Origin of the sequence: Acetobacter oryzifermentans (assembly GCF_001628715.1) — a bacterium.
Taxonomy (GTDB): Bacteria; Pseudomonadota; Alphaproteobacteria; order Acetobacterales; family Acetobacteraceae; genus Acetobacter; species Acetobacter oryzifermentans.
In genome coordinates, this window is the sequence record NZ_CP011120.1 from 2547305 (window position 1) to 2572909 (window position 25605).

18 protein-coding genes are annotated in these 25605 nt (G+C 51.1%); 7 read left to right on the forward strand and 11 right to left on the reverse strand.

What is annotated here, in order from left to right; all coding sequences use genetic code 11:
• Positions 1–46: 46 nt before the first annotated feature.
• From WG31_RS12055 to truB, 4 genes are all read right to left on the reverse strand, one after another.
• Positions 47–1465: an NAD(P)H-dependent flavin oxidoreductase gene (locus WG31_RS12055; RefSeq protein WP_063354676.1), complete on the reverse strand. Its 1419-nt coding sequence runs from the start codon at positions 1463–1465 to the stop codon at positions 47–49.
• A 59-nt stretch (positions 1466–1524) separates the two neighbouring features.
• The gene (gene pnp, locus WG31_RS12060) at positions 1525–3675 is read right to left on the reverse strand and encodes a polyribonucleotide nucleotidyltransferase (RefSeq protein WP_063354677.1); all 2151 of its coding nucleotides are present in this window, start codon (positions 3673–3675) and stop codon (positions 1525–1527) included.
• A 277-nt stretch (positions 3676–3952) separates the two neighbouring features.
• Positions 3953–4222: a 30S ribosomal protein S15 gene (gene rpsO, locus WG31_RS12065; protein ID WP_014457520.1), complete on the reverse strand. Its 270-nt coding sequence runs from the start codon at positions 4220–4222 to the stop codon at positions 3953–3955.
• Between the two features lie 31 nt (positions 4223–4253).
• Positions 4254–5171, reverse strand: coding sequence for a tRNA pseudouridine(55) synthase TruB (gene truB / locus WG31_RS12070; protein WP_063354976.1), 918 nt, complete (start codon positions 5169–5171; stop codon positions 4254–4256).
• A gap of 299 nt (positions 5172–5470) precedes the next feature.
• Between truB and WG31_RS12075 the strand changes: the two genes are divergently transcribed.
• From WG31_RS12075 to WG31_RS12090, 4 genes are read left to right on the forward strand one after another with little or no spacing between them, the layout of a single operon-like run.
• Positions 5471–6628 carry an MlaE family ABC transporter permease gene (locus WG31_RS12075; protein ID WP_063354678.1) on the forward strand — a complete coding sequence of 386 codons (1158 nt, stop codon included), beginning with the start codon at positions 5471–5473 and terminating at the stop codon, positions 6626–6628.
• Positions 6628–7413, forward strand: a complete 786-nt coding sequence (locus tag WG31_RS12080) for an ABC transporter ATP-binding protein (protein WP_006115380.1) — start codon at positions 6628–6630, stop codon at positions 7411–7413. The genes WG31_RS12075 and WG31_RS12080 overlap by 1 nt, the downstream gene beginning before the upstream one ends.
• Positions 7414–7418: 5 nt before the next feature.
• Entirely contained in the window at positions 7419–8375 is a 957-nt protein-coding gene (locus tag WG31_RS12085; protein ID WP_006115381.1) for an MlaD family protein, read from the forward strand.
• Complete coding sequence (locus tag WG31_RS12090; RefSeq protein ID WP_170315283.1) at positions 8375–8962, forward strand: PqiC family protein; 588 nt, start codon at positions 8375–8377, stop codon at positions 8960–8962. The genes WG31_RS12085 and WG31_RS12090 overlap by 1 nt, the downstream gene beginning before the upstream one ends.
• A 57-nt stretch (positions 8963–9019) precedes the next feature.
• On the opposite strand, the gene WG31_RS12095 is transcribed toward WG31_RS12090, so the two are convergent.
• From WG31_RS12095 to WG31_RS12125, 7 genes are all read right to left on the reverse strand, one after another.
• Complete coding sequence (locus WG31_RS12095; protein ID WP_063354679.1) at positions 9020–10465, reverse strand: glycosyltransferase family 4 protein; 1446 nt, start codon at positions 10463–10465, stop codon at positions 9020–9022.
• Positions 10466–10540: 75 nt separating this feature from the next.
• Positions 10541–11692, reverse strand: coding sequence for a hypothetical protein (locus WG31_RS12100; protein WP_063354680.1), 1152 nt, complete (start codon positions 11690–11692; stop codon positions 10541–10543).
• Positions 11693–11761: 69 nt separating this feature from the next.
• Positions 11762–14848 carry a glycosyltransferase gene (locus WG31_RS12105; protein WP_082823212.1) on the reverse strand — a complete coding sequence of 1029 codons (3087 nt, stop codon included), beginning with the start codon at positions 14846–14848 and terminating at the stop codon, positions 11762–11764.
• A gap of 65 nt (positions 14849–14913) precedes the next feature.
• Positions 14914–16686 carry a tetratricopeptide repeat protein gene (locus WG31_RS12110; RefSeq protein WP_063354682.1) on the reverse strand — a complete coding sequence of 591 codons (1773 nt, stop codon included), beginning with the start codon at positions 16684–16686 and terminating at the stop codon, positions 14914–14916.
• Positions 16687–16733: 47 nt separating this feature from the next.
• On the reverse strand, positions 16734–18197 hold the full coding sequence (locus tag WG31_RS12115) for an HlyD family type I secretion periplasmic adaptor subunit (protein WP_006115386.1): 1464 nt from the start codon (positions 18195–18197) through the stop codon (positions 16734–16736).
• 4 nt (positions 18198–18201) lie between these two features.
• Positions 18202–20457, reverse strand: a complete 2256-nt coding sequence (locus WG31_RS12120; protein WP_081461405.1) for a peptidase domain-containing ABC transporter — start codon at positions 20455–20457, stop codon at positions 18202–18204.
• Positions 20458–20638: 181 nt separating this feature from the next.
• Positions 20639–21043: a hypothetical protein gene (locus WG31_RS12125; RefSeq protein WP_209439349.1), complete on the reverse strand. Its 405-nt coding sequence runs from the start codon at positions 21041–21043 to the stop codon at positions 20639–20641.
• Between the two features lie 89 nt (positions 21044–21132).
• Here WG31_RS12125 and metH point away from each other — a divergent pair, with 89 nt between their 5' ends.
• Genes metH through WG31_RS12140 form a run of 3 tightly spaced genes read left to right on the forward strand, consistent with a single transcriptional unit; the run spans position 21133 to position 25587 of the window.
• The gene (gene metH / locus WG31_RS12130; RefSeq protein ID WP_063354683.1) at positions 21133–24639 is read left to right on the forward strand and encodes a methionine synthase; all 3507 of its coding nucleotides are present in this window, start codon (positions 21133–21135) and stop codon (positions 24637–24639) included.
• Between the two features lie 21 nt (positions 24640–24660).
• Positions 24661–25011, forward strand: a complete 351-nt coding sequence (locus WG31_RS12135; protein ID WP_063354978.1) for a hypothetical protein — start codon at positions 24661–24663, stop codon at positions 25009–25011.
• A gap of 51 nt (positions 25012–25062) precedes the next feature.
• Positions 25063–25587: a CvpA family protein gene (locus WG31_RS12140; RefSeq protein ID WP_063354684.1), complete on the forward strand. Its 525-nt coding sequence runs from the start codon at positions 25063–25065 to the stop codon at positions 25585–25587.
• Positions 25588–25605: the final 18 nt, after the last annotated feature.

Sequence of the window (25605 nt, forward strand, 5' to 3'; positions counted from 1 at the left end):
TAGGAACCGCCTTTTTTATAGAAATCAGCATTTATATCTGGCTAGCTTAACGTCCTGTCATAATCCGATCCACCAACTGCTGTACTGTTGGCACAAACCCGTTGGCATAGAAAGGATCGGTCGCAAAGCGCCAGGCGTTTGTACCACCGAACATCAGATTATGATCCAGCACCTGAGCAGCATCTGGCCCGCTGGCATGTGCCACAGCCTGAAGCGTTTTCTGAATACAGAAAGAACGTGGATCTGCTTTATGGCCCGTTGAATACTTGGGGCCACGCTGGCTCCAATTAGAGAACTGACATTCAGACAGGCAGCCCATACAATCAGCCTGATCTGCCAGAATTTCTCGCGCTCTGTCTGGCGTTACAAAAATCAGGGTGGAATCCTGTGTGCGCAAGGCTTCAGTAAAACCCTGCTGTTCCCATTGTTGGATGCGCGGCAGATCTTCTGCCTTTACAAACACTTCACGCTTACGTGCGCCAATGCCGTAGGGCGTAACCAGATCTTCTTCTGCCGCCATAGCAAAAGGAACCTGCCGCTCTGAGCGCTCGCGCAGTTCCTGTAAGAAACTGTTGTTAACCGCAGAAGAGTAAAAGCCCGTAGGAGAGAAGCGGTTCAGGTACACATCACCCTTTTTCAGGGTGAGTAAGCGCTGCTTCCATGCTTCTGGAATAGGGCTTTCCTTCGTCAACAGCGGGCGCGTGCCAAACTGGAACACAATGGGGCCAAGCTCTGGATTATCAATCCAATCTTCCCATTCTTCCAGCCACCACACACCACCAGCCATGATGATGGGCGTATTATCCAACCCAAACCCGCGCATAAGTTTACGCAAGGCTGCAACACGCGGGTAAGGATCTTCCGGCTTTAATGGATTTTCCGTGTTGGAAAGGCCATTATGCCCCCCTGCACGCCAAGGATCTTCATAAACCACGCCACCCAACAGATCGGCGGATTTATGATAGGCCCGCTTCCACAATGCATTGAAAGCACGTGCAGATGACACGATGGGATAATAATGCACCCCAAACCGTGTTGCAATTTCAGACAGCCGATACGGCATACCTGCGCCACATGTAAGACCGTGAATAAGGCCTGGCGCGCCTTCCAGCACACCAGTAATCACCCTTTCGGCTGACCCCATTTCCCACAGAATATTGGCATGAATCCGACCTTTTCCGCCGGATATTTCATGCGCTACACGCGCTTGGGTAATACCGCCACGAATGGCGTAATCTACCAGTTCCTCATGCCGCTCACGGCGCGTACGGCCGTGATAGATCTGGGGAACTGGCTGCCCGTTTTCATCATAACTATCTGCATTGACGATAGAAACCGTGCCCGCGCCGCCTGCTGCAGCCCATGCCCCGGCCGATACGCCTGTGGAGACAGAAACCCCCTTACCGCCTTCTACCAGCGGCAGGATATCCACACCCCCCATGCGAACCGTATTGATCGCCTTCATGACCGTCCTATCGTTCCTGCAACTATCCGTATGATTGAAAGTGACCCGAAAAAGGATGCTTATTCAGCATCCCGACGGGGGCCACGTGAGGGCTTTTCACCCACAGTTTCCGTGATATCCGCACCCGTGTTCTGATCAACAACACGCATGGACAGCTTAACCTTACCGCGATCATCAAAGCCGATGACCTTAACCTTCACGGTATCGCCTTCCTTCACCACATCCGTGGTTTTACCAACGCGGCCCTGCGCCAGTTCGGAAATATGTACTAAGCCATCACGTGCACCAAGGAAGTTTACAAACGCACCAAAATCGGCAGTTTTAACAACCTTACCATCGTAAATGCGGCCCAGTTCCGGTTCCGCCACAATGCCGTTGATCCGGTCAATAGCCTTCTGTGCCTGATCATCAGAAGCGGCGGCAATGGTGATTGTGCCGTCATCCCCAATATCAACCTTGGCGCCAGAATATTCCACGATTTCGCGGATCACTTTACCGCCAGAGCCGATCACATCACGGATCTTTTCCCGAGGCACCTTCATGGTGGTGATCTTCGGTGCTGTGGAAGACACGTTGGTGCGTGTTTCTGTCAGCGCCTTGCTCATTTCACCCAAAATATGCATCCGGCCATCACGAGCCTGACCCAAAGCAATCTTCATGATTTCCGGCGTGATGGAAGTAATCTTAATATCCATCTGCAGGGCTGTCACACCCTGTTCGGTGCCAGCCACCTTGAAGTCCATATCCCCAAGATGATCTTCATCGCCAAGAATATCAGACAGAACAGCGAAATCATCGCCTTCCTTGATCAGACCCATAGCAATACCAGCAACCGGACGCTTCAACGGCACACCAGCATCCATCAGAGCTAGAGAGCCACCGCATACAGTTGCCATGGAAGAAGACCCGTTGCTTTCCGTAATTTCGGAAACCACGCGCACTGTGTATGGGAATTCCTTGCGGGAAGGCATCAGCGGGTGAATAGCGCGCCATGCCAGCTTGCCATGCCCGATTTCACGACGGCCCGGAGAACCGATACGCCCACATTCCCCCACAGAGAAGGGTGGGAAGTTATAATGCAGCATAAAGTTGGTGCGGTATTCACCTTCCAGCGCATCAATAACCTGTTCGTCCTGCCCTGTACCCAGCGTGGTCACAACCAGCGCCTGCGTTTCACCACGAGTGAACAGAGAAGAGCCATGTACGCGCGGCAGAACACCAACTTCCGGCACGATCGGACGGACAGTTACCAGATCACGACCATCAATACGCTTGCCGGTTTTCAGAACGGAAGAGCGCACAACATCAGCTTCCAGATCCTTGATCATCGGCTTGGCGGCTGCAACGTCCAGTTCATCAGCAGTTAGCTTTTCAACAATGGCTGCACGTGCTGCTTTCAGCTTTTCGTAGCGCACCTGCTTCTGCTTCTCCTTGTAAGCATCAGCAATCAGCTTGCGACCAGCTTTTTCCACCTGCTTGCGCAGCTGAATTTCTTCCTTGGTGGGCTCTGCCAGTGCCCATGGTTCCTTGGCTGCGTGCTCTGCCAAGGAGATAATGGCATCCAGAACCGGCTGGAATGCTGTATGGCCGAACGTTACGGCATCCAGCATAACTTCTTCAGACAGTTCGGAAGCTTCGGATTCCACCATCAGCACGCCTTCTGCCGTGCCAGCCACAACCAGTTCCAGATCTGATTCTTTGATCTGTTCCTGTGTCGGGTTCAGGATGAATGCGCCATCCTTAAAGCCAACGCGGGCTGCGCCAACGGGCCCAAAGAACGGAATACCAGACAAAGTCAGAGCGGCAGAACAGCCGATCAGCGCAGGAATGGAAGGATCATTTTCCATATCGTGCGTCAGCACAGTTGCAATTACCTGCACTTCGTTGCGGAACCCTTCAGGGAACAGCGGACGCAGCGGGCGGTCAATCAGGCGGGAAACCAGTGTTTCATTTTCAGAAGGACGGCCTTCACGCTTAAAGAAACCACCGGGAATCTTACCTGCAGCGTAAGCTTTTTCCTGATAATTAACTGTCAGCGGGAAAAAGTCCTGACCGGGCTTTACCTCTTTTGCACCAACAGCGGTGCACAGCACAACGGTTTCACCGTAAGTGACCATCACGGCGCCATCAGCCTGACGAGCAACTTTGCCGGTTTCCAGAATCAGCGGGCGACCGCCCCATTCAATCTCTTTACGGAAGTAGTTAAACATTCTGTAAGCCTCTGTTCTATTTCACTTCAGAGCCACAGAACAACAGGACAGACCGGCTGGGCGGACAGCGCCTCGGACGGCATGGTGACTGGCGGAACAAACCTCCCAGGCGCCATGTGGTCGGAAACGCCGTGGCTTACCGGGCACGAAACGCCCTGATGCAAAACCTGTGGCTGTATCCAATATGGTGACGCCAGCAAACAAGTGCTAGCGAAAATTCCGAACGGGAAGAGAGATCATGCCTACACACCCCCTCTTCCCGCCCGTTGAGCCGTTTTTAGCGGCGCAGGCCCAAGCGGCCAATCAGCGTTTCATAACGCGTCTGGCTCTTGCCCTTCAGGTAGTCCAGCATGCTGCGGCGACGACCAACGAGAATCAGCAGACCACGGCGAGAATGGAAGTCCTTCGCGTGAGTCTTCAGATGTTCGGTCAGGTTGTTAATCCGTTCGGTCAGGATCGCCACCTGCACTTCCGGGGAGCCCGTATCACCCGGTGCAGTCTGGTATTCAGCAATAACTTGCGTGCGACGTTCAGCAGTAATCGACATCACATGTCTCCATCAAAAAACATATCAGGTTTTAGAGAATCCGTACCGGCTTCAACCACCCGTCTTCCAGGCGGCCAATACCCAGCACGTGCTCACCGTCCATAACACGCACAACGCCCCCCTCCTCGGCGGTCTGTGGGATACGCCCCATCAGATCAACAAGGCCGAGAGCTTGCCCGTGCCGTAGCAGAACCGCTTCATCCTGTGTCAAGGCCAGCGCCGGGATGTCGGCCAGCGCGGTCGAGACCGGACGCAGAAGTTCCGGTGAAGCATGGGCGTTGTCGTCGTTTGGGGTGATTTTGTCCAGCACAATCGCATCGGCTTCTGTAAAAGGCCCCACACGCAGGCGGCGCAGCACGGTAATATGTCCCACTGTTCCGCATGCCAAAGCCACATCACGCGCCAGCGCACGCATATAAACGCCCTTGCCGGATTCGACTTCAAACACTGCTGTATCCCGATCTGGCCGCTCAATCAGTTCAAACCGATCTACGCGTGCGGGCCGCGGCGGCAATTCCGGCGGACGACCTTCTCGCGCCATATCGTAAGAACGCTCTCCCCCCACTTTCAAAGCAGAAAAAACGGGAGGTACCTGCATGATATCACCCGTAAGCGCGGGTAAGGCTGCTCGCAGTTCTTCATCAGAAGGCCGCACATCAGATGTACCAATAACATTGCCATCGGCATCATCGCTATCTCGCGCTTCACCCATTTTAAGAGTGAAGCGGTACACCTTGGTTCCATCCATCACGTAAGGCACGGTTTTTGTAGCGGTACCAAAAGCCAGTGGCAGCAAACCCGTCGCCAGTGGGTCCAGTGTGCCGCCATGCCCAACTTTTTGCGCATCAAACAGCCGTTTGGCGCGCCCCACTACCTGTGTTGATGTCATGCCGGAAGGCTTGTCTACTATAAGCCAGCCATTAAGTGGCCGCCCACGTCTGCGTCGCATGAAAACTCCCGTATGCGATTCATCAAATACCATGCAGCAGCCATGAACGGCTCAGCCAAAAGGTTTTTGCGTTAGTACAACTTATAATGGAGTGTGCACTCCATCTGGGGGTGCATGTAGCCGAAGGCTGCCATGCCGTGCAATGTTGCCATCAGGCGCAACGCTGGCCTGTTAAAAAGGACTGCCGACCAAGTTATTGTTCTTAAACCAAGGCAAACCCAAGGTTTGCCACTTCTAGCATGTATGAACCAAGGGGGCTGGTCATAGGCTTGCCTGTGCCGTAATGTCGCCACCAAATTATGGTTGATCAATCTTCCTCTTCCGGTCTTCACAAGACTCCCGACACCCCTTCGTGGTCTCTCCAGAACACGGCAGATGGTGTATGTTTGAACGTTGAAGGGGCTTGGACAGTTCAGGCAGGGGGCGCAACCCCCTTCCCGCAAGATAAACTGCCGATAGAGCCGGGCCATACCCTCCATATTAATACAACCGGTTTAAAAAACTGGGATTCGGCTTTTGTTGCCTTTTTGTGGGATGTCAAACAGGCCGCCAGCAAGGCACAGCTTCATTTTGATGAGCAAAACCTTCCGGCTCCCGCGCAAAGGCTTCTCGCCCTTTTACCCGATGCACCTGCCGAGCCTGCACAACCTCCGCGCAACAACGAAGGTATTTTTGCGCGTGTAGGTGATATGACCCTGAATGGGTTGACCGAAACAGGCACAGTAAGTGAGCTGGCATTAGATACCGCCAAAGGTGCCGCACAGGCTGTGCGTGGCAAAAGTGCCATGCGCATGAAAGACCTGTTGCTGGATATCTGGAATGCTGGGCCAGATGCCTTGCTGATTGTCGGCATCGTCAACTTTTTGGTGGGTGCCATTCTGGCTTTTGTTGGACTGGTAGAACTGCGGAAATTTGCTGCGGAAATTTACGTTACAGACTTGGTAGGCATTGCCTGCGCGCGTGAAATTTCTGCTATCATGACTGCTATTATCATGGCGGGCCGAACTGGCGGTGCTTACGCAGCCCGCATTTCCACCATGCTAGGCAACGAAGAAATTGATGCCCTACAGGTGTTTGGCATTCCCATCTCCAGTTACATTCTGCTGCCATCCATTGTCTCTCTCGCGCTCATGATGCCGCTGCTCTATCTATATGGCACTATTGTTGCGATTTTTGGTGGCTTTGCCGTTTCCATGAGCATGATGGATGTTTCCCCCATCGGCTATTGGATTTCCACCTTTGATGGTGTGGAGCTGAAGGAATTTATCTTCGGGTTTATCAAATCCTTCTTTTTCGCCAGCTTTATTGCACTGGCAGCTTGCCGTGTAGGCTTAAAAGCCGGACGCAGTGCGGCTGATGTTGGCATTGCCGCCACACGCGCTGTGGTTATTGGCATTGTGGGTATTATTGCCATGGATGCCATTTTTGCCGTGATAGCCAACGCGCTTGGAATCTGATGATGTCTGATGCAGAAACCCTTATTTCCGTTCGCGATCTGCAATTATCGTTCGGCCCCAAGATCATTCAGCAAAATGTTTCCTTTGATCTGAAACGTGGCTCCATCTTTGCCATCATGGGTGGTTCAGGCTGCGGCAAAAGCACGCTGCTTAAAAGCATGATCGGGCTGCTACGACCAACTGCCGGGCAGATTCTGGTAGATGGGGAAGATTACTGGGCGCAATCAGATAACCGTCGCACTGATATTAACCATCGTTACGGTGTACTGTTTCAGAGTGGTGCTTTATGGAGTTCCATGACGGTAGGGGAAAATGTAGCCCTGCCCTTGGAAATGTTCACCTCACTCAAGCCTGACACCATTCGGCGGTTGGTGGAATTAAAACTCGGGTTTGTTGGTATGGAACAGGCGATTGATCTGTTCCCCTCTGAAATCTCCGGCGGCATGTGCAAACGCGCAGGGCTTGCGCGCGCCATTGCTCTGGAGCCCGATATCCTGTTTTTTGATGAACCCTCCGCAGGGCTAGACCCCATTACGTCTGCCCGGCTGGATGATCTGATCCTGACATTACGGGATGGGCTGGGGGCAACCATTATGATTGTCAGCCATGAACTGCCCAGCCTGTTTGCCATTGCAGACGATGGCATCTTTTTAGATGCCAAAACACACACACCCATTGCGCATGGTTCACCGCGCGCATTGCATGACACCTGCAAGATTCCAGAGGTAACGGCGTTTATGAACCGATCTGCCTCTATTCCCTCCGCAGATAAGACAGAAGGCTGAGCGGCATGTCTCAAAGCACAAACCGGAAAACTCTGATCGGCGCGTTTGTGATCCTTGGCGGCTTGCTGGGCCTGTTCATTATTATGGCTTTTGGGCACATGCGCTTTTTCACACCCTCGCGTGAAGCCGCTGTTGTGTTCCAGAACTCTATCACCGGTCTTTCTGTGGGTGCGCCTGTAAATTTCCGCGGCGTTAAGGTTGGAACAGTTAAAAACATTACGCTGCGTTTTGATCCGCAAGACCGTAAAGCTTACATCCCTGTTGTGCTTACGCTGGAGCCAGATCAGATTCATGTAGTGCGGGATGTGCCGGGGGGCACAAAAGTGAGCATTCAGGAAATGATCAGCAACGGACTCCGCGCTGAACTGAACCTGCAAAGCTTTGTAACGGGCCAATCCAATATTGAACTGGATTTTGATAAATCCGTCACACCCGTTTTACACCCACGCATTACCGACTTGCCGGAAATTCCTGTGCGTCTTTCCACTATGGAAAAGCTGAAGGACACTATCGGCCAGATTCCGATCAAGGATATCAGCCACCATGCAGATCTGGCTCTGCTGTCTATTACATCCCTAAGCGATCATCTGCGTGATGATCTGCCGCCGTTGATTTCCAGCGTAAAGGAAACAGCAGATCGCTCCCACGAGACGGTACAGGCCGCAACCGATGCCATTAAGGATCTACAAGCCAAGCTGGATGTAACGCTCCTGAAAATGGACAAGCTGATGGACACCGGAAATACGCAACTTGATGCACGCGGCAAAGATCTGCACGCAACGTTGGCCTCTGCTACAAAAACTCTGGATTCCTTGCAGGATATTCTCTCACCACGTTCTATCGACCGAGCAAATCTGGATGCCTCACTGCGAGATATTGCTGCTGCGGCGGCCTCCCTACGTGGCTTCGCCAGCGATGTGGAACGTAACCCGCAACTTCTGCTGATGGGACGCCGCCCATGATGTTTCCTCCTCGCCGTATTGCTCTGGCTTTTTTGGGAGCCTGTACCCTGCTTGCAGGCTGCGCCTCTCCTCCCCTCCGGCTTTACACACTTGGCATGCCGGGAGACCGGGACGTTCAGCAGCCGCACCTTTCTACCCGCTTGACCACCATAGAAATTAGCCGCACGGTACTGCCTGATTATCTTGATAGCCAGGATATGATCACCCGGCAGGGAGAAGAAGTTATTCGTAGCCCGCGCTCACGCTGGGCAACACGGCTCTCTCTCGGCATTACGGATTTGGTGACCAACGAAATTGCATCATCCCACCCCAACGAACTGATTACAGATCAGCCATTGGCCGATGCAGCCAATATGCGCGTTCAGATCAACGTTTCTCGTTTTGATGTGAATGTAGATGGGCAGGCGGTCTTGGATGCAAACTGGGCCGTTATCCCACGGGATCCTAAAAAGCCGCTTATTCGTAACCGTGCGCATCTTACAGCTACCGGGTCTGTTTCTACGGATGCGGATACAGCATCCTTAATGCGTAATCTGGTTATTCAACTGGCAGACCAAGTTAATCTGTCCATTCCATCCACGCAGTAACAAAGCTGCCCGATACAACCACTTACGCGTAATTTCTGGTTATATCGGGTTGGGCTTCTAACCCCGCTTTTTAACTGAAGCAGTTTTGCGCGGTTTTGCGGCTACTTTCTGAGCCACAGGACGTATTGTTTTTGCCGCAACAGAAGGCGCTGCTTTTTTGGTAGTGCGTGCAGCAACAGTTTTACTGGCAGCACGACGAGACACTGGCTTTCTTACAGGCTTTGCTGGCTTTTGTGTTTCTTCCAATTCTTCAGAATAAGAAAGACTAGCCTCAGCTCTGTGCGTTGCAATCAAACGCGCAATAAGCGCTTCATATTCAGCCAGATACGACTTGATACACAGAGTTTGTTCAGCTTTTTCTCTAACTGCGCGACGCAAACGGGTTGCCAGCGGCTTATTATTCAGCAGTTCCAACACACCATCGGCAATTTTGTCTGGTTCTGTAAACGGCACCAGCACAGCCGTTTCCTGATCTGTCAGAAATTCCTGTACTGGGGCTGTCGCGCTTCCAACAATAGCGCACCCCATAGCCATTGCCTCGCGCAGAGACCACGAAGCCACAAAAGGATATGTGAGATAAACATGCGCATCTGAACGTTGTAGAAGACGCAGAAAATCTGGGTAATCAACTTTACCAGCAAAGTGTACCCGGCTTAAATCCAGTTGCCCTTCCAACTCCTGAAGCATTTTCTCCCGCCAACAACCAGATGCCAGCGGTGCGCCGTAACTCACACCATCTCCCCCAACCATAATGACATGCGCGTTGGGTTCTTCTTCCAAAATTTGGGGAAGCGCACGCATAAACACATGGAAGCCGCGATAAGGCTCCAGATCGCGCGAAACATAGGTAATCAGCTTGTTCTTAGGTGAAATTTTGATATCACCCAGCTTGAATATCTTTTTTGCAAGTTTGGGATCTGGTTTACAGGTCTCCAGATCTACACCTTCACGCAGCACGGTAATTTTGTCTGCGGCCCATGCTGGGTAAGCGCTTTTCTGGAAATCAGTAGGCGTCTGGCCATAGCTGGGGCCAGTAAGAGCCAATAAGTTAATGGCGTTCTTGGCTCGCACAATAGGCAACATTTGAGGCCGAAGCGGAAATTCTGGATCAAACCCAACATCAAACCCAGGTTCTGTATGATAATAGAACTCAAAATACCCCAAGACAGGCACATCAGGGTACACATCCTGAATATTCAGCAGTTCTCCCCACCCGTGGTGGCCGATAATAATATCAGGCTGAAATCCTAGGTTTTTGAGGGTGCGAGCGGCTTTTTCCACTTCATTGGCCCGCACCATTCCCATATCCAACTCGCGCACGGCCAGATGAGCCTGTGCCGCAGCCCCACGGGGCATACGGTACCTTACCCGGCGCACACCCTTAATGGCGTTTTGATTATCTTCACTAATGAAAACAACTTCGTTATCACCGTTTTGCACCAGATGGCGCACAATGTGCAGATACTGGCCGGGAAAATTTTGATGGATAAAAAGGTATTTCAAACCTGCACCTGCGTGCTGCTCTAATCACAAATAAAAAACAGGCCCGATATTTCAACCGGGCCTGTTCCTACATATTTAACGGCGGGAAGGCTTGCGCCCACGTGCGCCACCGCGCCCTGCTGCTTTAGGCTTTGCCGCTTTCTGAGCGGTAGAAGAAGCACGACGAGGCTGAGGTTTGGCTGCGCGCCTTACTGGTTTAACCAGAATTTCCTCTTCAGCATCATCTTCTATTTCTTCTTCAAGGTCTTCTTCCTCAAGAAGTTCGGCTGCCTCTTCCAGAACTTCAGCTTCCAGTTCTTCTATTTCTTCTTCCAACAGAGCGGCCAAGTCTTCTGCGGCATTCTGCTTCCGTTTACGCCCACCCCGCTTGGCTTTACTTTCTGCATCACGCGGAAGAATTTCAACAAGGAAAGCTTCTAATGGTGCAAGGCTATCAGCTTCTACGGGTTCACCGTTATCAACAGGCCCAATTTTGGTGCCATCCGTAAAGCTGGCTGTAACTTGGCAAATGAATTTTTTAGCCGCAGCACCTTTCAGGCGCACACACAAACCCAAAATAGGCAATGCCATTCCGCGGCTGCCACAATACTGGCCACCTTCTACCCACGGAGAGAGCCACCCTTTACCCAGAACAGCCTGATATTCAATATCATCAGACTGAATGAGATGAGCGGGTGCGATACCAAAACCTTCAATCCATGCCTGGCTACCCGGCACACCCATCCATTCACCAAGGATACCGGTAACATCACCACGCCGTTGGATATGGGCCCCAATTTCTGGCTTCTGGGCCAGCGCAGCTTCTGCGGGTGCTGTTTCTTTTGGAGCAGCAGCGGCTCCTTCAGGTGCTACAGGTACAGCAGCAGTTGCAGGAACGGGCAACGGATCAGATTCCGCACTTAGCTGAATCACTTGCAAACGCGGTGCATCATGCCGCGTGTTCATTTCCTGATAAATAGTGATCATCACCTGTGCTGGGCCACGCCGCACACGTACCAATGCAGCATTGTTTCTGCCGCCCATCCAGCCATCTTGCTCAAACGTGACAATCTGCACATTGCCCGGAGCAGAAACAGGAGAAAGAGAAACACGAACCCCAGGCAAACCGGCAGATGTTGGCGGCTGCTGACCTGCTGCATGGCTGATGCAGAACAGACCGGTCTGGAGTGTCATCAGATGACCTGTGACTTTCAGATCAGTAATCCGCTGCTGGCTTGCCTGAGACATAAAACCTCTTCCATCCTAAATTTTCAGCTAAACTGTAAAACAAAAAAACACCGGTAAGTAAAGAAAGAGTTAGGTAAGCGAAAGCCTTCTTTTTTTCTCCATCTCTTTCCCCTTTTCCAGTAATTTCTTATTCAACTCCTGTATGGAAATACCAAACGGTACCACGCTTCCCAATCCTGTGGAACGAATGCGCTCTGCTGGGGCTCCCAGATCAAATGCAACAACATGCAATCCGGCTTTCCAGATATCTCCCAAAGCAAAACACCATGTTTCCGGCCATACAGACGGAAGCAAAGCGATGTCCGCATCTACTGCATGAATTAAGGAAACAACATCCTCTTTTTGGAACTCACCTGTTACAAAAATACGTTCTGTTTTTAACAATCGCGCATCATCACGTGTATGGCCTACAACCACAAACTCCAGCGGCAAATCGCGCAAAGCAGCATCCACTGCCAGTGCGAGCAAAATGTCATACCCTTTTTCTGGCCCTATTCCACCCACAACACACACCCGAATACGCGGTGCAGTGCGTTTAAGACCTTGCGCCAAAAATGCACTTGCTTGTGCTGTTTTACGTTCAACCTGAACTGGAAACTGAAATTGCTTTTTTAAAAAGCTGTCTTTTTCCAGCCTTCGCACAGAAAAACGGACATCAGAAAAATATTTTTGCATCCTTCGCCCTGTATCGCGCGAGGGCACAAAAACCTGCTCTGCTTTTTTTAGAAAAATATGTGCCGCTTTACGATAGGCCGCAACACTCAGCGTATCATCCACGCGCCGCCCTAGCACCGTCACGCACACTTCACATGTGGCCACATCGGGTTCACCGCAATAACGATTTTCCCACCCCATTAATGAAATACGCGGGCAAAACCAGATATAATCATGCACAAACACATCATATGCGCATTTCAAACGTGCAGGCAGGTCCATAACTTGCTGATCATGCCCGGCAGTTTGATGGAACTCAATTCGTCCCACGCCTTCTGCATGTAAGAGACGCAGCAAAAGCGCCATCTCCTTGGCAAACGTAAAATATAAGGAAGGATATTTTGCTGAGCTCCCCCCATCTTCCAGCACACATCCCTGCTCAGATGGACGTAAGATAAGTGGGCGTATTTTCCGGTCACACCAAAAGGCTATGCGCTCTTGCACCACCTTTTCCACACCACCACCTACGGCATGTGTGACCAACAAGACGGCTTGATCTGAAAAATCTTCTGCCCTGGCACTTCTAAAACGAACAAGATCAAGGCGCCTGCGTTCTGGAAAAAGTGGATCTGCCGCCATCCAGCGCGCAACGTAATCATGATACCCAGGATGCAATTGCTCCAGAACCTTTTGGTTCCGCACCATTAAGGGGCTGCCACTTTCTCCAAACGAACTGCTACCCACATGCGCCACAAAAACACCGGAAGCAACCATATGCTTCCACCCAAGAGCACGGGCACGCATACAAAAATCGTTTTCTTCACCATAGCCTTGTGCAAACACATCCTCACGGAGCAACCCGGTCTGCTGCAAACAGTCATGGCGAATATACATGCAAAAACCATGAGCCGTGGGCACTTCTACAGCACGCCCCCTATTGGCTGCCTGTGCCATTTGCATGAACATATCTGTTTCTTCCTGATCCGGTACCGGATTTGCACCGTTTTTATCTGGATAGGAAAAAATACTGGCATCATTAGAAAGCGGCGTTACTGTTCCTGTATCTGCTGCTGCATAGGCAATTTTGCGTAATGCTTCCAGCCATCCTTCTGCCACCAATGTATCGCTATTCAGCAAGACAGCATCATGCGCAATGAGATGACGAAGCGCTTCGTTTACCGCACATGGGAATCCACCATTGCGCGCCCTTTCCAGATACCGGAAACCTGCCTGCTGACAAAAAACTGAAACAGAGGTGACCAAATCTGGCTCCGGGGATGCATCATTCACCACCCAAACGTGCACAGCGTCTTTTGGTTTCAGACTTGCTCGCACACTATGCAAACATGCTAAAGTAAGCATAGCATTTTTAAAAACTGTAATAACAACAACGGTTCCAGCAGTATCACCCAAAACCTTTGGTTGTGCGCCGCCATCTTCCATAACTGGAATAGGTATAATTTTTGGAACAGACACGCATGATTGAGACAGATCTTTCCCTTTGGTCTGCTCTGCTATGTAGTGTGCAATCTGGCTAACCCCAGAACGCAGCATATCCGGATCTATCGGACTCCCGGCTAGATCTTTTCCATCAGGCCCCACCACCCTTACCGGACCTTCTGGCAATGCAGAAAAAGAAACTGTGAACGCCCTATATCGCGCTAATGGTTGTTTTGAACTCACAGAATCACAAAAATCTTCTGCGGAAAATGTTAGAATTTTCTTATTTGTTTTTGCATCTAGAATGTTCAAAAGAGGCGCGTTATCGGAATCATGCGGCAGCCAGACCCAGCCTGTCAGTCCTTCTTCTCCTGCATCCACCAATCCTTCGCACTGCATGATTTTTTGTGGACACACACCGCCATCTGGAAAAATCATGCCCTGAGCAGGCATTATGCAAAGCGTATGCGCCGTTTGCCACCCTGATGGACAAAACCAAGCCCCCTTTTTACGCATGGCTTTTTTTAGATGACCATCAACAACCAGTTGCAGTCCTTTTGCTGGAAGGCCTACCCCTACAATTTGGCCATTCCCCCGCACTCCATACCAACTGGGCACGCCATTCAAACGTGCAATAATTGTTGCCAATTTTTCTATATCTGGTGTGCAGGCATAATATGTGAGCAAATGCCGTATAGAGAGCAAAGCCTGATACCCAACACCATTGGCCTGCTTTAATGTTGCCCGCAGGCTCCACCCTTCACGAAAATCAAATTTTTCTAAAAGCTGATCTAAAAGTTCAACAGCAGCATCATTGTCTCCCATTGCCTGACGCGCCAAAATCAGCGCAAACATAACATGTGGGTTATCACGCGCTTGTCTGTTCGCTCTTTCCAGCCAATCCCGCGCTAGGGCGTAAGATCCTGCTTGCCAGGCAACATTTCCCTGCCTGAAAGATTCCTGTGCGGCCGCACTTGCGCGTTGTTCATACGCAGTTCGGTCTGCCTCCGTGACAAACCCTGCCTGCTGACTCTCAGACTGTTTCAGGGCTGCCATAAATATGCACCTACTCTCTTAATTATACTGTAAAATAAAATACCAAACCTTTTGAAATTTGAAGAAATTTTCTAAGAAGGTGCTTTGACGCCCTCATCAACTCCAAGCTTGGAAAGCTCAATACTTGCTTGCAGAATATTCTGCTTTTCTGCTTTGCGATACCAAGATCTGGCTTCTTCCAGGTTCTTGTCTCCACCAATTCCATTGGCCAGATAACGCCCCATCATCAACTGCGCGAGGGCATGACCGCCTTCTGCCGCCTGCTGAAACCATGACCGTGCCAGAACCAAATCTTCTGGAATTTCATGCCCGCCACCATACATGGCGCCAATAGAGAACATAGCATCCACATTGCCAGAATCCGCTGCTTTTCTATACCACTGTAGGGCCTGTGGATGATCTTTTACACCACCTGTTCCTGTAATCAGCAAGTGTCCATAGGTAAGCTGCGCTTCGGTCATACCAGATTCAGCAGCCTTTTCCATCCACTCCCGCCCTTCTTGAGGGTTACGTTCTGCACCGCGTCCCTCTAGCAGCATACGTCCATACCAATACTGCGCATTTACAACCTTATCGGCAGCTTTACGTATCCACTTAAGAGCCTCTTCCTCATTCTTCTGAGAGCCAAGCCCTTGGGCAAGCGCAACACCAACATTAAACGCAGCCAGAAAATCATCCTGTGCCGCAGCTTTCCGATAACATTCTAAAACTTCGGCAGCTTCTGCTGTGGGAACAATACCTGCCAAGGCCAGATTGCCCAATTCAGCCGTAGCTTCCTTATCGCCTTGCTCTGCTGCAATTTTAAACCACTGCGCGGCTGCCTGCGGATCTTTTGGTACCCCCGTGCCACTCAGATAAATATTGCCTAATATACGACTGGACGCTGCATGCCCCTGATCCGATGCAAAACGATACCAAGAAATAGCTTCTGCATAATTGGGGGGCATATCGCCTCCCCGTCCGTGCATATCCCCCAAAATGGCAGCGGCTTCACCATCCCCCGCCAATGCGGCACGCCTTAACCACGTTTCACCTCGCACAGTATCACGCGCAACGCCTTTGCCAGAAAGCAGGGCCAAACCATATTTTGCTTGCGCACCACGAACTTTCTTTTCCGCTGCTTTTGCAAAATATTGTGTGGATTCAGGAATGTTTTGCGGAATACCTATGCCACGTTCCGCCATAACACCCATAAGATATTGGGCAGTACCCATATCGCCATCAGCAGCTTTTTTTAGCTCAACTGCGGCATCTGCATAATCTTCCTGCGTTTTTGCTTTAGCAAGCGCTGCAAGACCAAGCCCCAGATGCCCCTGCACGCAACCACTGGCAGCAGCCTTTTGATACCAATCCAAAGCCTGTTCAGGATTACGAATTTCTTCCGGGCCAGCTGTTAAAATATACCCATACAGGGCCTGACCATCAGCATATCCAGCCTCTGCTGCACGCTGGGCCCAGTGTGCAGCTTTAATAAAATCGGGCTCTCTCTTGGTTTGCTCGGCAGAATTATCAAAAATTGATTTCGGTGCTTGATCTTCCACTTCCTGTGGCAGACCATGCAGATACAACGTTGCAAGAATAAAAGAAGCCTGCGCCCATCCATTCTGGGCAGCACGGCGCATCCAGCGTGCGCCTTCCACCAAATCTGGCGGCGCCCCTTTTGCCGTTAAATAACATTGACCTACTAGAAATTCGGCCTCTGGAGATCCTTCCCGTGCAAGAACGGCCAGTTGGCTGAACGCGACATTAGGTTGGTTTTCCAGTTGTGCTTTGGCCTGCTCAAGCCGCGTTTGTATATCTTTGCCCGACTTGCCAAACGTTTTCTGAAACAGTTTCCAGACCAAAGCACCAACCCTCTACAACTCAGAGTATTATATTTCACCCTTTCTAATCAGGGTTCGCGCATACCATTTGTCATCAATGGCACAAAGCTGTTCAGCATATATTGCATGATAGTACGCTTACCAACACGAATATCCGCCGTAACTGGCATACCTGGCTGTGGGTGAAAGAAATTGGGCACATTATGCAATGTATATTTATCTACCCGCAGACGAACTCTGTAAAAGGACTTGGAAGTGTTATCTGGCGTAACATCTTCTGAGCTTGGCCCACTTCCGTTACCCGACACAAAAGAGTCTGCACTGATAGTTTTTACAGTTGCTTCAGCACCACCATATTGCTGGAAAGGGAAAGTCGCAAACTTCACCAAAGCTTTATCACCAAGACGCACAAAACCTGCATCTTCTCCGGACATAGCAGTTTCAATTTCCAGCCCCTTACCTACAGGCACAAGAGTCATAATTTTTTCGGCTGGCGTTACAACAGATCCGACTGAAACTTTGGCAATATTAAGCACAACAGCATCTTCATCCGCTTTAAGCCCGACCATACTGTTATGTAAAACAGCTTTTTGATAAGAGCCTTTGGCTTCGGACAGCTTATGCTGCGCGGAAATCAGATCTTTATAAATCTCTGCTTTCCACGTTTGAATGTAACCTTCTTTTTCAGATATAGCAGCCGCCAGTTTATTCCGTGTTGAAGATGCCTGCTGCTGGGCCGAAATCTGTGAGCGCTCAACTTCCATCAAATCGTTCTGAGCACTTAAAGTGGAAAGTCGGCTACCTACCTGATCCTTCTGCAACTGCATACGCATTGTATGCACATCACCAGCTACCTTTGCGCGAGCGGCATACATTGCAGCATTTGCAACGTAACCCTGTAAATCACTTTGCAAACTGGCAATCTGCCTGTTGTAGTTTTCAACTTTAGCATCAAATTCTGCCATCCGTCGCAAATAGGCTTCGCCCTGCGGCAAGGTTGCAGCATTGTTTAGGTCGGGTTTGTAAGTCTGTCCATTAGCTTCTGCTGTAAGGCGATCCACCTCTGCTTGATACTGATCCATCTGAGTTTTCAGATTTTCACTATCTGCACCAGTTTGCGTGGGGTCTAGATGCGCAAGAATATCACCTTTATGGACAAAATCCCCTTCCCTCACATCAATAGACCGCACAATTGATGTATCCAAAGGCTGTATTACCAATGAAGCTTCACTGGAAACCAATCGCCCTTGAGTAGAAACAACACGATCCAGCGGAAACACTGTAAGCCCGATTAAGGAAAACAGCATCAATCCGCCAATAATCCAAATCATATACTGAGCGGTGGGCGTGGGTGGCATATTGACCAGCGCCGCCGTTGGAGAATGAAACTCCAACAATGCAACGGGCATATCCCCTGGTGCATACGGATCATCCGCCTGCTTAAGGAAATCATCCGAAGAGGGCACTACCTCTTGCTGCTGGTTATTGCCTGAAGAACCTTGTGGCACAATATGTGCATCCTGTTCGCTCATGGGATTATTCTCCTTCCGCGATCAAAGATGCATCTCCAGATTGGGCACGAGATTCCGTATGCCGGTTCTGCTGCATCCAAAGTGTCCGATAAATATCACACCGTTCAAGCAGAACGTCATGTGGCGCAATATCAACCACTGCGCCCTGATCCATCACGCAGATCTGATCACAATTCACCAAAGAAGATAGTCGATGAGAAACAATCACCATGGTACGGCCTTTACCAATCCGTTCCAGGTTGGCGTTAACCAAAGCTTCACTTTCTGGATCCAAAGCAGACGTTGCTTCATCCAAAATCATTAGCTTAGGATCAGTAATGACAGCACGCGCAATGGCAAGGCGCTGGCGTTGCCCACCAGAAATATTGGTTGAACCTTCCTCAATAAAGGTTTCGTAACCTGCTGGCATCCGCTCGATAAATTCTTCAGCACCTGCCATTCTGGCAGCGTGAACGACATCATCTATCGTAAACCCTGGGCGGCCAGCGGTAATGTTATCACGAATAGTGCCACGGAACAGGAAGTTATCCTGCAACACAACCCCGAACGAACGGCGCAAATGGGTTAGATTAATTTCACGCAGATCAACACCATCCAGCTTGAGATAGCCTGTATAAGAACGGCTAACACCTTGTAGCAGACGTGTAATGGTGGATTTACCCGAGCCGCTTCGGCCAACAAGCCCAAGCATGGTGCCTGCGGGAACTGAGAAGTTTACATCCTTCAAAGCCAGCCGGGTAGAACCTGGATAAGAAAAATTCACATTTTCAAAGGAAAGCGCCCCCTGAATACGTGGACGCATACCCGTTGTAAGGGCTTGTGTTTCTGTAGGCTGGTTCAACACCGAGGCAGCTTCCCCCAAGGATGCCATGACTTCATTGAAGTCATCCATAAGCCTTGCCACTCCAACCAACGGAGCAGCCACACGGCCACCCAGCATCATGAACGCAATCAAGCCGCCCACGCCCACTGTGCCGGGGCTAACAAGAGCCAGATAGGCACCCACAAGAATGATGCCACGACTGATAAACAGATCTAGCGGCATAACCAATGTTTGAGGCCAGTTTGAAAAACGCCCCACGGCAAGCTTCCAGCGGATAACGTTTGCCGTAGCATCATCCCATGTCTGTTTGCGGATTGGCTCCAAGGCCAATGTTTTCAGCGTACGAATACCAGCCACGCTTTCATACAAAATGGCGCTTCGTTCCCGGTCTGCTGCAAGCTGATTCCCCATCAGCTTGGCCAGCGGCCCCATAGCCACCACCACAATCAAACCAATAAGGCCAGCACACGCCACAGTCATCCATGCCAGCGTCGAACTGAGAATGAACAGGAAAGGCAAAATAACAACCAGTGTGAACAAATCCAGAAAGGTCGACATCAGCCGACCTGTCAGAAAATCTCGCACTTTATAAATGGCCATTACACGCCCAAGCACGTTCCCCGCCTGTTGCCGTTCAAAATACTCCAACGGCAAGGATACAAGACGATTAAACAGATGCAGTGAAATACGAGAATCGATACGCGTTGTGAGCACCAAGGACAGCTCACGTCGGGCGTAACTGATTAAAACTTCATAAATCGAAAATATAAACAGCAACCCAGAAATCGACACAAGTGTCGACATCGAATGGTAGCCTACAACCTTGTCCACCACCTGCATAACAATAAGCGGGGGGAAAATTTGCAACAAACTCAATGTCATGGATGCAATGCATATATCACGCAAGGAGCGCTTTTCACGCAGCACCATCTTAGCCAGCCAACCCAGACTGACTGGTGCCTCGGCTTCTGATTGCCCTTTGCGCTGCTTAATAAGCAGAATATCGCCCGTCCAGATTTGGGACAAGCGCAGCTCATCCACCGGCACGGCGGCTACGGCAGCCCCTTTAAGCGGATCTTGCAGCCATACAACACCACGCTCTGGTGTTGCGTTGGTCATCAACGCTGCCGAACCATCACGGAACATCAGAACGATTGGCGGCGAGTTCACCATCTTAACAAGATAACGCCACTTTATCCGTATTGCCTTTGCAACAGCACCCTGATCTTCCAACCAGCGCACCAACGTTGCAGGAGATGGCGTATTTTCCCCCGGTTCTGCCGCAAAATCACGGATATCCAGCTCCAGACCGTGATACTTGGCAGCTGCAATAACAGCTTTCAGCCTGATAACCGGTGCAGAAACAGGAGCCCCTTGGCCGCGCTCTGTATTTGAAGAAGAACCGGCCTGTTCCGGCACATGATCAGTCTGGTCCACGCACAACCCTTTTGGTTAAACCAACTCAACAAACAGCAATACCGTACAAATATAGCAGAGACTTGTTCGCCCGGCACATGCGCCGTTATGACAGGAGAAGACACACTCTCCAAGTTTTTCTATGTGGTTTATCACAAAATCCATGAAGAAAACGAAGCAGTACCTAAAATTAGAAACCATTTTAATCAGGAAATTGATAAAAAGAATTTAAAAACCCTTCTTTCCGCAACCGGTTGCGCACTTTTTGTGCTTCATTTTCGCAACATATAACCCATACCGAGCGATAAGGCTCGCAGCGCCCCAGAACACTTTGTTGAGCCTGCGCCAGCAAAAAAGCCGATAGCCCTCCTTGCCCCACACAACAGACGCATTGGGCAGAATGACGCCCCAATTCTGGCCCCAGCACTCCGCTCCAGCGCCAGACATGCTGCCATTTTGCCTTCTGTTCTTCTGTTACTTCTGTATTAACAAGTAAAAGTGCATCTTTGTGCCCGTATGCTGCATCATCTGGCACCGATGTACAAACATGCAGCATTATCCGGCCATCCTTGGGCTTTGCGCTCTGCTTCATAAGGCTAGTGGACATACGGGCTGCTCTCTGAAATAACGTGAAACCCTGTGCTTTGCGGTGTTGGGAAAGCACTCTTCCCTTTCCTTTTATATTTTATGGTCGCCATGTCTTCTCGTCTGCCTCTTCTTGATGCCCTCCGTGATCAGGTTCTGCTTTGTGATGGAGGCATGGGCTCACGTATCCAGATGCTGGATCTGGATGTCCAGCGTGATTACTGGGGGCAGGAAAACTGCACCGAAATTCTCACGCTCTCACGCCCGGAACTTATCCGTGAAATCCACCGCGGTTATTTTGAAGCTGGCGCAGATATGGTGGAAACCAACACGTTTGGTGGCTCCCCCATCACACTAGGCGAATTTGGGCTGACAGATAGAACGCGTGAGATCAACAAAAACTCCGCCCTATTGGCGCGCGAAGCCGCAGAAAGCTTTGCCGATGGACGCGCCCGCTATGTTCTGGGTTCCATGGGGCCTGGCACCAAGCTGCCCTCTCTGGGCAATATTGATTATGATAGTTTGGAAGCTGCTCTGGCAGAGCAAGCACGCGGTCTGATTGAAGGCGGCGTAGATGCCATCCTAATTGAAACCTGCCAAGACACACTCCAGATTAAAGCTGCCGTAAACGGTGTAAAAATTGCCCGTACAGAACTTGGTGCTTCCACGCCTATTTTTGTGCAGGTTACCGTAGAAACCACAGGCACCCTTCTGGTAGGGCCAGATATTGCTGCGGCAGCCACAGTCATTCACAGCCTTGATGTAGATCTGATGGGTCTGAACTGCGCTACAGGCCCGCAGGAAATGGCCGAACATGTAAAATGGCTGTCTGAAAACTGGCCGCGGCTGATTTCCGTCCAGCCCAATGCGGGCCTGCCTGAACTCGTAAACGGCCAGACCCATTACCCCCTAACTCCCGCAGAAATGGCTACATGGGTTGAGCGCTTTATTACAGAAGATGGCCTAAATCTGATTGGCGGATGCTGTGGCACTTCCACACCGCATACAGAAGCGCTGGATGCCATGTTGCGCCGCCGTGCAGAAGGAACAGGCCGCCTGCGCCCTGCCCCTGTGCCGCGCACATCCGTATGGGTGCCTTCTGTTGCCAGCCTTTATTCTCAGGTGCCGCTCCGGCAGGAAAACGCCTATTTCTCCATTGGGGAACGCTGCAATGCCAACGGCTCCAAGAAATGGCGCGAACTTCAGGAAGCGCATGACTGGGATGGCTGTGTAACTGTTGGGCGCGAACAGATACGAGAAGGCTCTAATGCTCTGGATATCTGCACGGCCTTTGTAGGCCATAACGAACGTGCAGAAATGGATGAAGTAATCAAACGCTTCACCTCATCCGTAAACGCACCATTGGTAATTGATTCCACCGAAACGCCGGTGATTGAAGCCGCTCTCAAGCTGCATGGTGGCAAGCCCATTATCAACTCCATCAACTTTGAAGATGGTGAAGGTCCTGCTTCAGACCGCATGACACTGGCCCGTAAGTTTGGTGCCGCTGTTGTTGCCCTGACCATTGATGAAGAAGGCATGGCCCGCAAGCCAGAAGACAAGCTGCGCATTGCCAGCCGCCTTGTGGAATTTGCCTGCGAAAAATACGGTCTGCCACAATCTGACCTGATGATAGACCCCCTCACCTTTACCATCGCCACCGGTGCGGAAGATGACCGCAAACTGGGGCAATGGACGCTTGAGGGCATTAAAATGATTCGGGATGCCTTCCCGGATATTCAGATCGTACTAGGCCTCTCTAATATTTCCTTCGGGCTGAACCCAGCAGCCCGTGCCGTGTTGAACTCGGTCTATCTGGATCATGCCGTCAGAGCAGGCATGACAGCCGCTATTGTGCATGTTTCCAAAATCCGTCCACTGCACCTGATTGCCCCCGAAGAGGTAAAGGTTGCGGAAGATCTGATTTTTGACCGCCGCACAGAAGATTATGACCCATTACAAACACTTCTGGCCATGTTTGCAGACCGTAAGGCAGCAGATGCGGTGAAGCGCAAACGGGCTGAAACGGCAGAAGAACGCCTGAAAGACCGTATTGTTGATGGGGACCGAAAAGGGCTGGAAGCAGACCTTGAAGAAGCCATGCAGAACATGGCTCCGCTGGATATCATCAACACCGTTCTGCTGGATGGTATGAAGGTGGTTGGAGAACTGTTTGGTGCAGGCAAAATGCAGCTACCATTCGTGCTGCAATCTGCCGAAACCATGAAAGCCGCCGTTGCCTATCTGGAACCGCATATGGAGCGGACAGATGGCCAGCAGCGCGGCACAATTGTGCTGGCTACAGTAAAAGGCGATGTGCACGATATCGGCAAAAACCTTGTAGATATCATTCTCACCAACAATGGGTACCGTGTTGTCAATCTGGGCATCAAAGTGCCTGTGCAGGACATGATCGAAGCCGCACTCAAGGAAAAGGCCGATGCCATTGGCATGTCTGGCCTGTTGGTGAAGTCCACCGTTATCATGCGTGAAAATCTGGAAGAAATTTCACGCGCTGGGCTGGATACACCCGTTCTGCTGGGTGGCGCTGCCCTTACCCGCAACTATGTAGAAGAAGATTGTGTTGCTGCCTATGCACCCACAGGCCGGGTAGCTTACGCGCGCGATGCTTTTGATGGCCTGACCCTTATGGATCAGGTCAGCCAGAAAAATTTTGATGATTATCTGGCCGCCATCCAAAAACGGCGTGAAGGCAAAGCCACCCGCACCAATGCCCGCGCGCCAGAAACGGCAGAAACACGCGGTTTTGGCCCTGTTGATGTTGCAGCAGCCCGCGCACGGCGCGAACGCCTGACAGCAGATGAACCACCCATGGTTCCGCCATTCTGGGGTTCCCGCGTTCTGGAAGCTACACCGGAAGCCGTTCTGCCGTTTCTGAACGAACGCGCACTTTACCAGTTCCAGTGGGGCTTCCGTAAACAAGGCCGCTCCTTGGATGACTTCTTGATCTGGGCACGGCAGGAATTGCGCCCGATCCTGCGCCGCATGCTGGATCTGACAGCCAAAGAAAATATTCTTAAACCGCAAGCCATTTATGGCTACTGGAAAGCCGCCGGCGATGGCAACGATCTGGTGCTGTTTGAAGAAGACGGCACAACCGAAGCCTGCCGTTTCACCCTGCCACGGCAGCCAAAAGCGGATGGCGAATGTATTGCTGACTTTGTGCGCGATATATCAAACCCAGAACGTGATGTTATCGGCCTACAAGTTGTAACAGTCGGCCAGAAAGCATCCGACATCGCCCGCGATTGGTTTGAGGAAAACCGGTATCAGGATTATCTGTACCTGCACGGTCTTTCCGTTGAAATGGCAGAAGCCATGGCCGAATACACCCACAAGCGTATCCGGGCCGAACTTGGCTTTGCTGGGGAAGATGCCCGCGATATGGAAAAGCTGCTTCAGCAGGGATATCGCGGATCTCGCTATTCCTTTGGGTATCCGGCCTGCCCGCGCCTGGAAGACCAGCACCCCATTCTGGCCCTGCTGGATGCCGAACGCATTGGGGTTTCCCTAACAGATGGAGATCAACTCCATCCGGAACAGTCTACCTCCGCCCTTGTTATTCTCAACAAGCACGCAAAATACTTCACAATCTAACACCATTGACCAAGGGTGAAGATGCAGCGCATCATTCACCTTATGGTTACCTCACCCCCACCTGCCTCTCCTCCAGCCAGCGTCGCTCTCAAGCGGCTCTGTCGGCAGGTTGGGCTCCATGCCACAAACTGCACTGCTGCGTTTATAGATAACCGGCAGCAGGATGTGGTGCATGAAAGTGCCTTGTTCCTGCAAACCCTACACAAATTGTGGGAAAGCCAAGACGTTGATCCGGCTGAAGTATGGACAGAACTGCTGCGTAGGCTGGAAGTGGCAGAATTGCTGATGAAGCTGAACCAACCGCCGCACAGAAAAAAACGAAACGGCAAGATTGTGCGCCCTTGGCGCGTCACCACTAGCAAGCTGCCATAAAATACAGAAGCGCATGACAGGTCGCTCATTCATTGGCATAAAGCGTCCCTCATGGCTGCCATAGATGCTCTCTCTCTGCTGATTATTGGCCTGTCTGCCCTGCATGGCGCATGGCGGGGGTTTACGCGGCATGCGTTAGGCTTTGTCAGTTGGGGCATTGCCATTGTGCTAGCTCTGCGGTTTCACGCAGTTTTTCTGCCCTATGTGCAGCGCTTTATCACCTCTTCTGCGGGTGCGCAGATAGGCGCCTTTATTCTGCTGCTGCTGGGCGTGCTGTGCGCTGGCTATGTGCTTTCTGCAGCTATTGTCCGAATCGTGAAAGCAACACCATTGGATGCGCTGGATCGGCTTCTTGGGCTGCTTTTTGGTATTGTGCGCGGGATGTTTTTGGTGGTCGTGCTCTTCATGGCCGCACAATGGCTTTTGCAACCCCAAGATATGGACGCCCTGACAGAAGATAGCCGACTGGCCCCTTACATCCGGCTCGGTGCATCCCATATCCAGCCATATCTACCGGATTTAAGCGCAAAAGGGGTTGCGCGGAATCCTTCTACAGGTCATGACGCCACCTTGTGATCCCATACGGCCAGTTTC

Bases quoted from the DNA above. Each gene is read 5' to 3' on its own strand.
- WG31_RS12055 (WP_063354676.1), bottom strand. From the start codon at position 1,465: ATGAAGGCGATCAATACGGTTCGCATGGGGGGTGTGGATATCCTGCCG.
- pnp (WP_063354677.1), bottom strand. From the start codon at position 3,675: ATGTTTAACTACTTCCGTAAAGAGATTGAATGGGGCGGTCGCCCGCTG.
- rpsO (WP_014457520.1), bottom strand. From the start codon at position 4,222: ATGTCGATTACTGCTGAACGTCGCACGCAAGTTATTGCTGAATACCAG.
- truB (WP_063354976.1), bottom strand. From the start codon at position 5,171: ATGCGACGCAGACGTGGGCGGCCACTTAATGGCTGGCTTATAGTAGAC.
- WG31_RS12075 (WP_063354678.1), top strand. From the start codon at position 5,471: ATGGTTGATCAATCTTCCTCTTCCGGTCTTCACAAGACTCCCGACACC.
- WG31_RS12080 (WP_006115380.1), top strand. From the start codon at position 6,628: ATGATGTCTGATGCAGAAACCCTTATTTCCGTTCGCGATCTGCAATTA.
- WG31_RS12085 (WP_006115381.1), top strand. From the start codon at position 7,419: ATGTCTCAAAGCACAAACCGGAAAACTCTGATCGGCGCGTTTGTGATC.
- WG31_RS12090 (WP_170315283.1), top strand. From the start codon at position 8,375: ATGTTTCCTCCTCGCCGTATTGCTCTGGCTTTTTTGGGAGCCTGTACC.
- WG31_RS12100 (WP_063354680.1), bottom strand. From the start codon at position 11,692: ATGTCTCAGGCAAGCCAGCAGCGGATTACTGATCTGAAAGTCACAGGT.
- WG31_RS12115 (WP_006115386.1), bottom strand. From the start codon at position 18,197: ATGAGCGAACAGGATGCACATATTGTGCCACAAGGTTCTTCAGGCAAT.
- WG31_RS12125 (WP_209439349.1), bottom strand. From the start codon at position 21,043: ATGTCCACTAGCCTTATGAAGCAGAGCGCAAAGCCCAAGGATGGCCGG.
- metH (WP_063354683.1), top strand. From the start codon at position 21,133: ATGTCTTCTCGTCTGCCTCTTCTTGATGCCCTCCGTGATCAGGTTCTG.
- WG31_RS12135 (WP_063354978.1), top strand. From the start codon at position 24,661: ATGCAGCGCATCATTCACCTTATGGTTACCTCACCCCCACCTGCCTCT.
- WG31_RS12140 (WP_063354684.1), top strand. From the start codon at position 25,063: ATGGCTGCCATAGATGCTCTCTCTCTGCTGATTATTGGCCTGTCTGCC.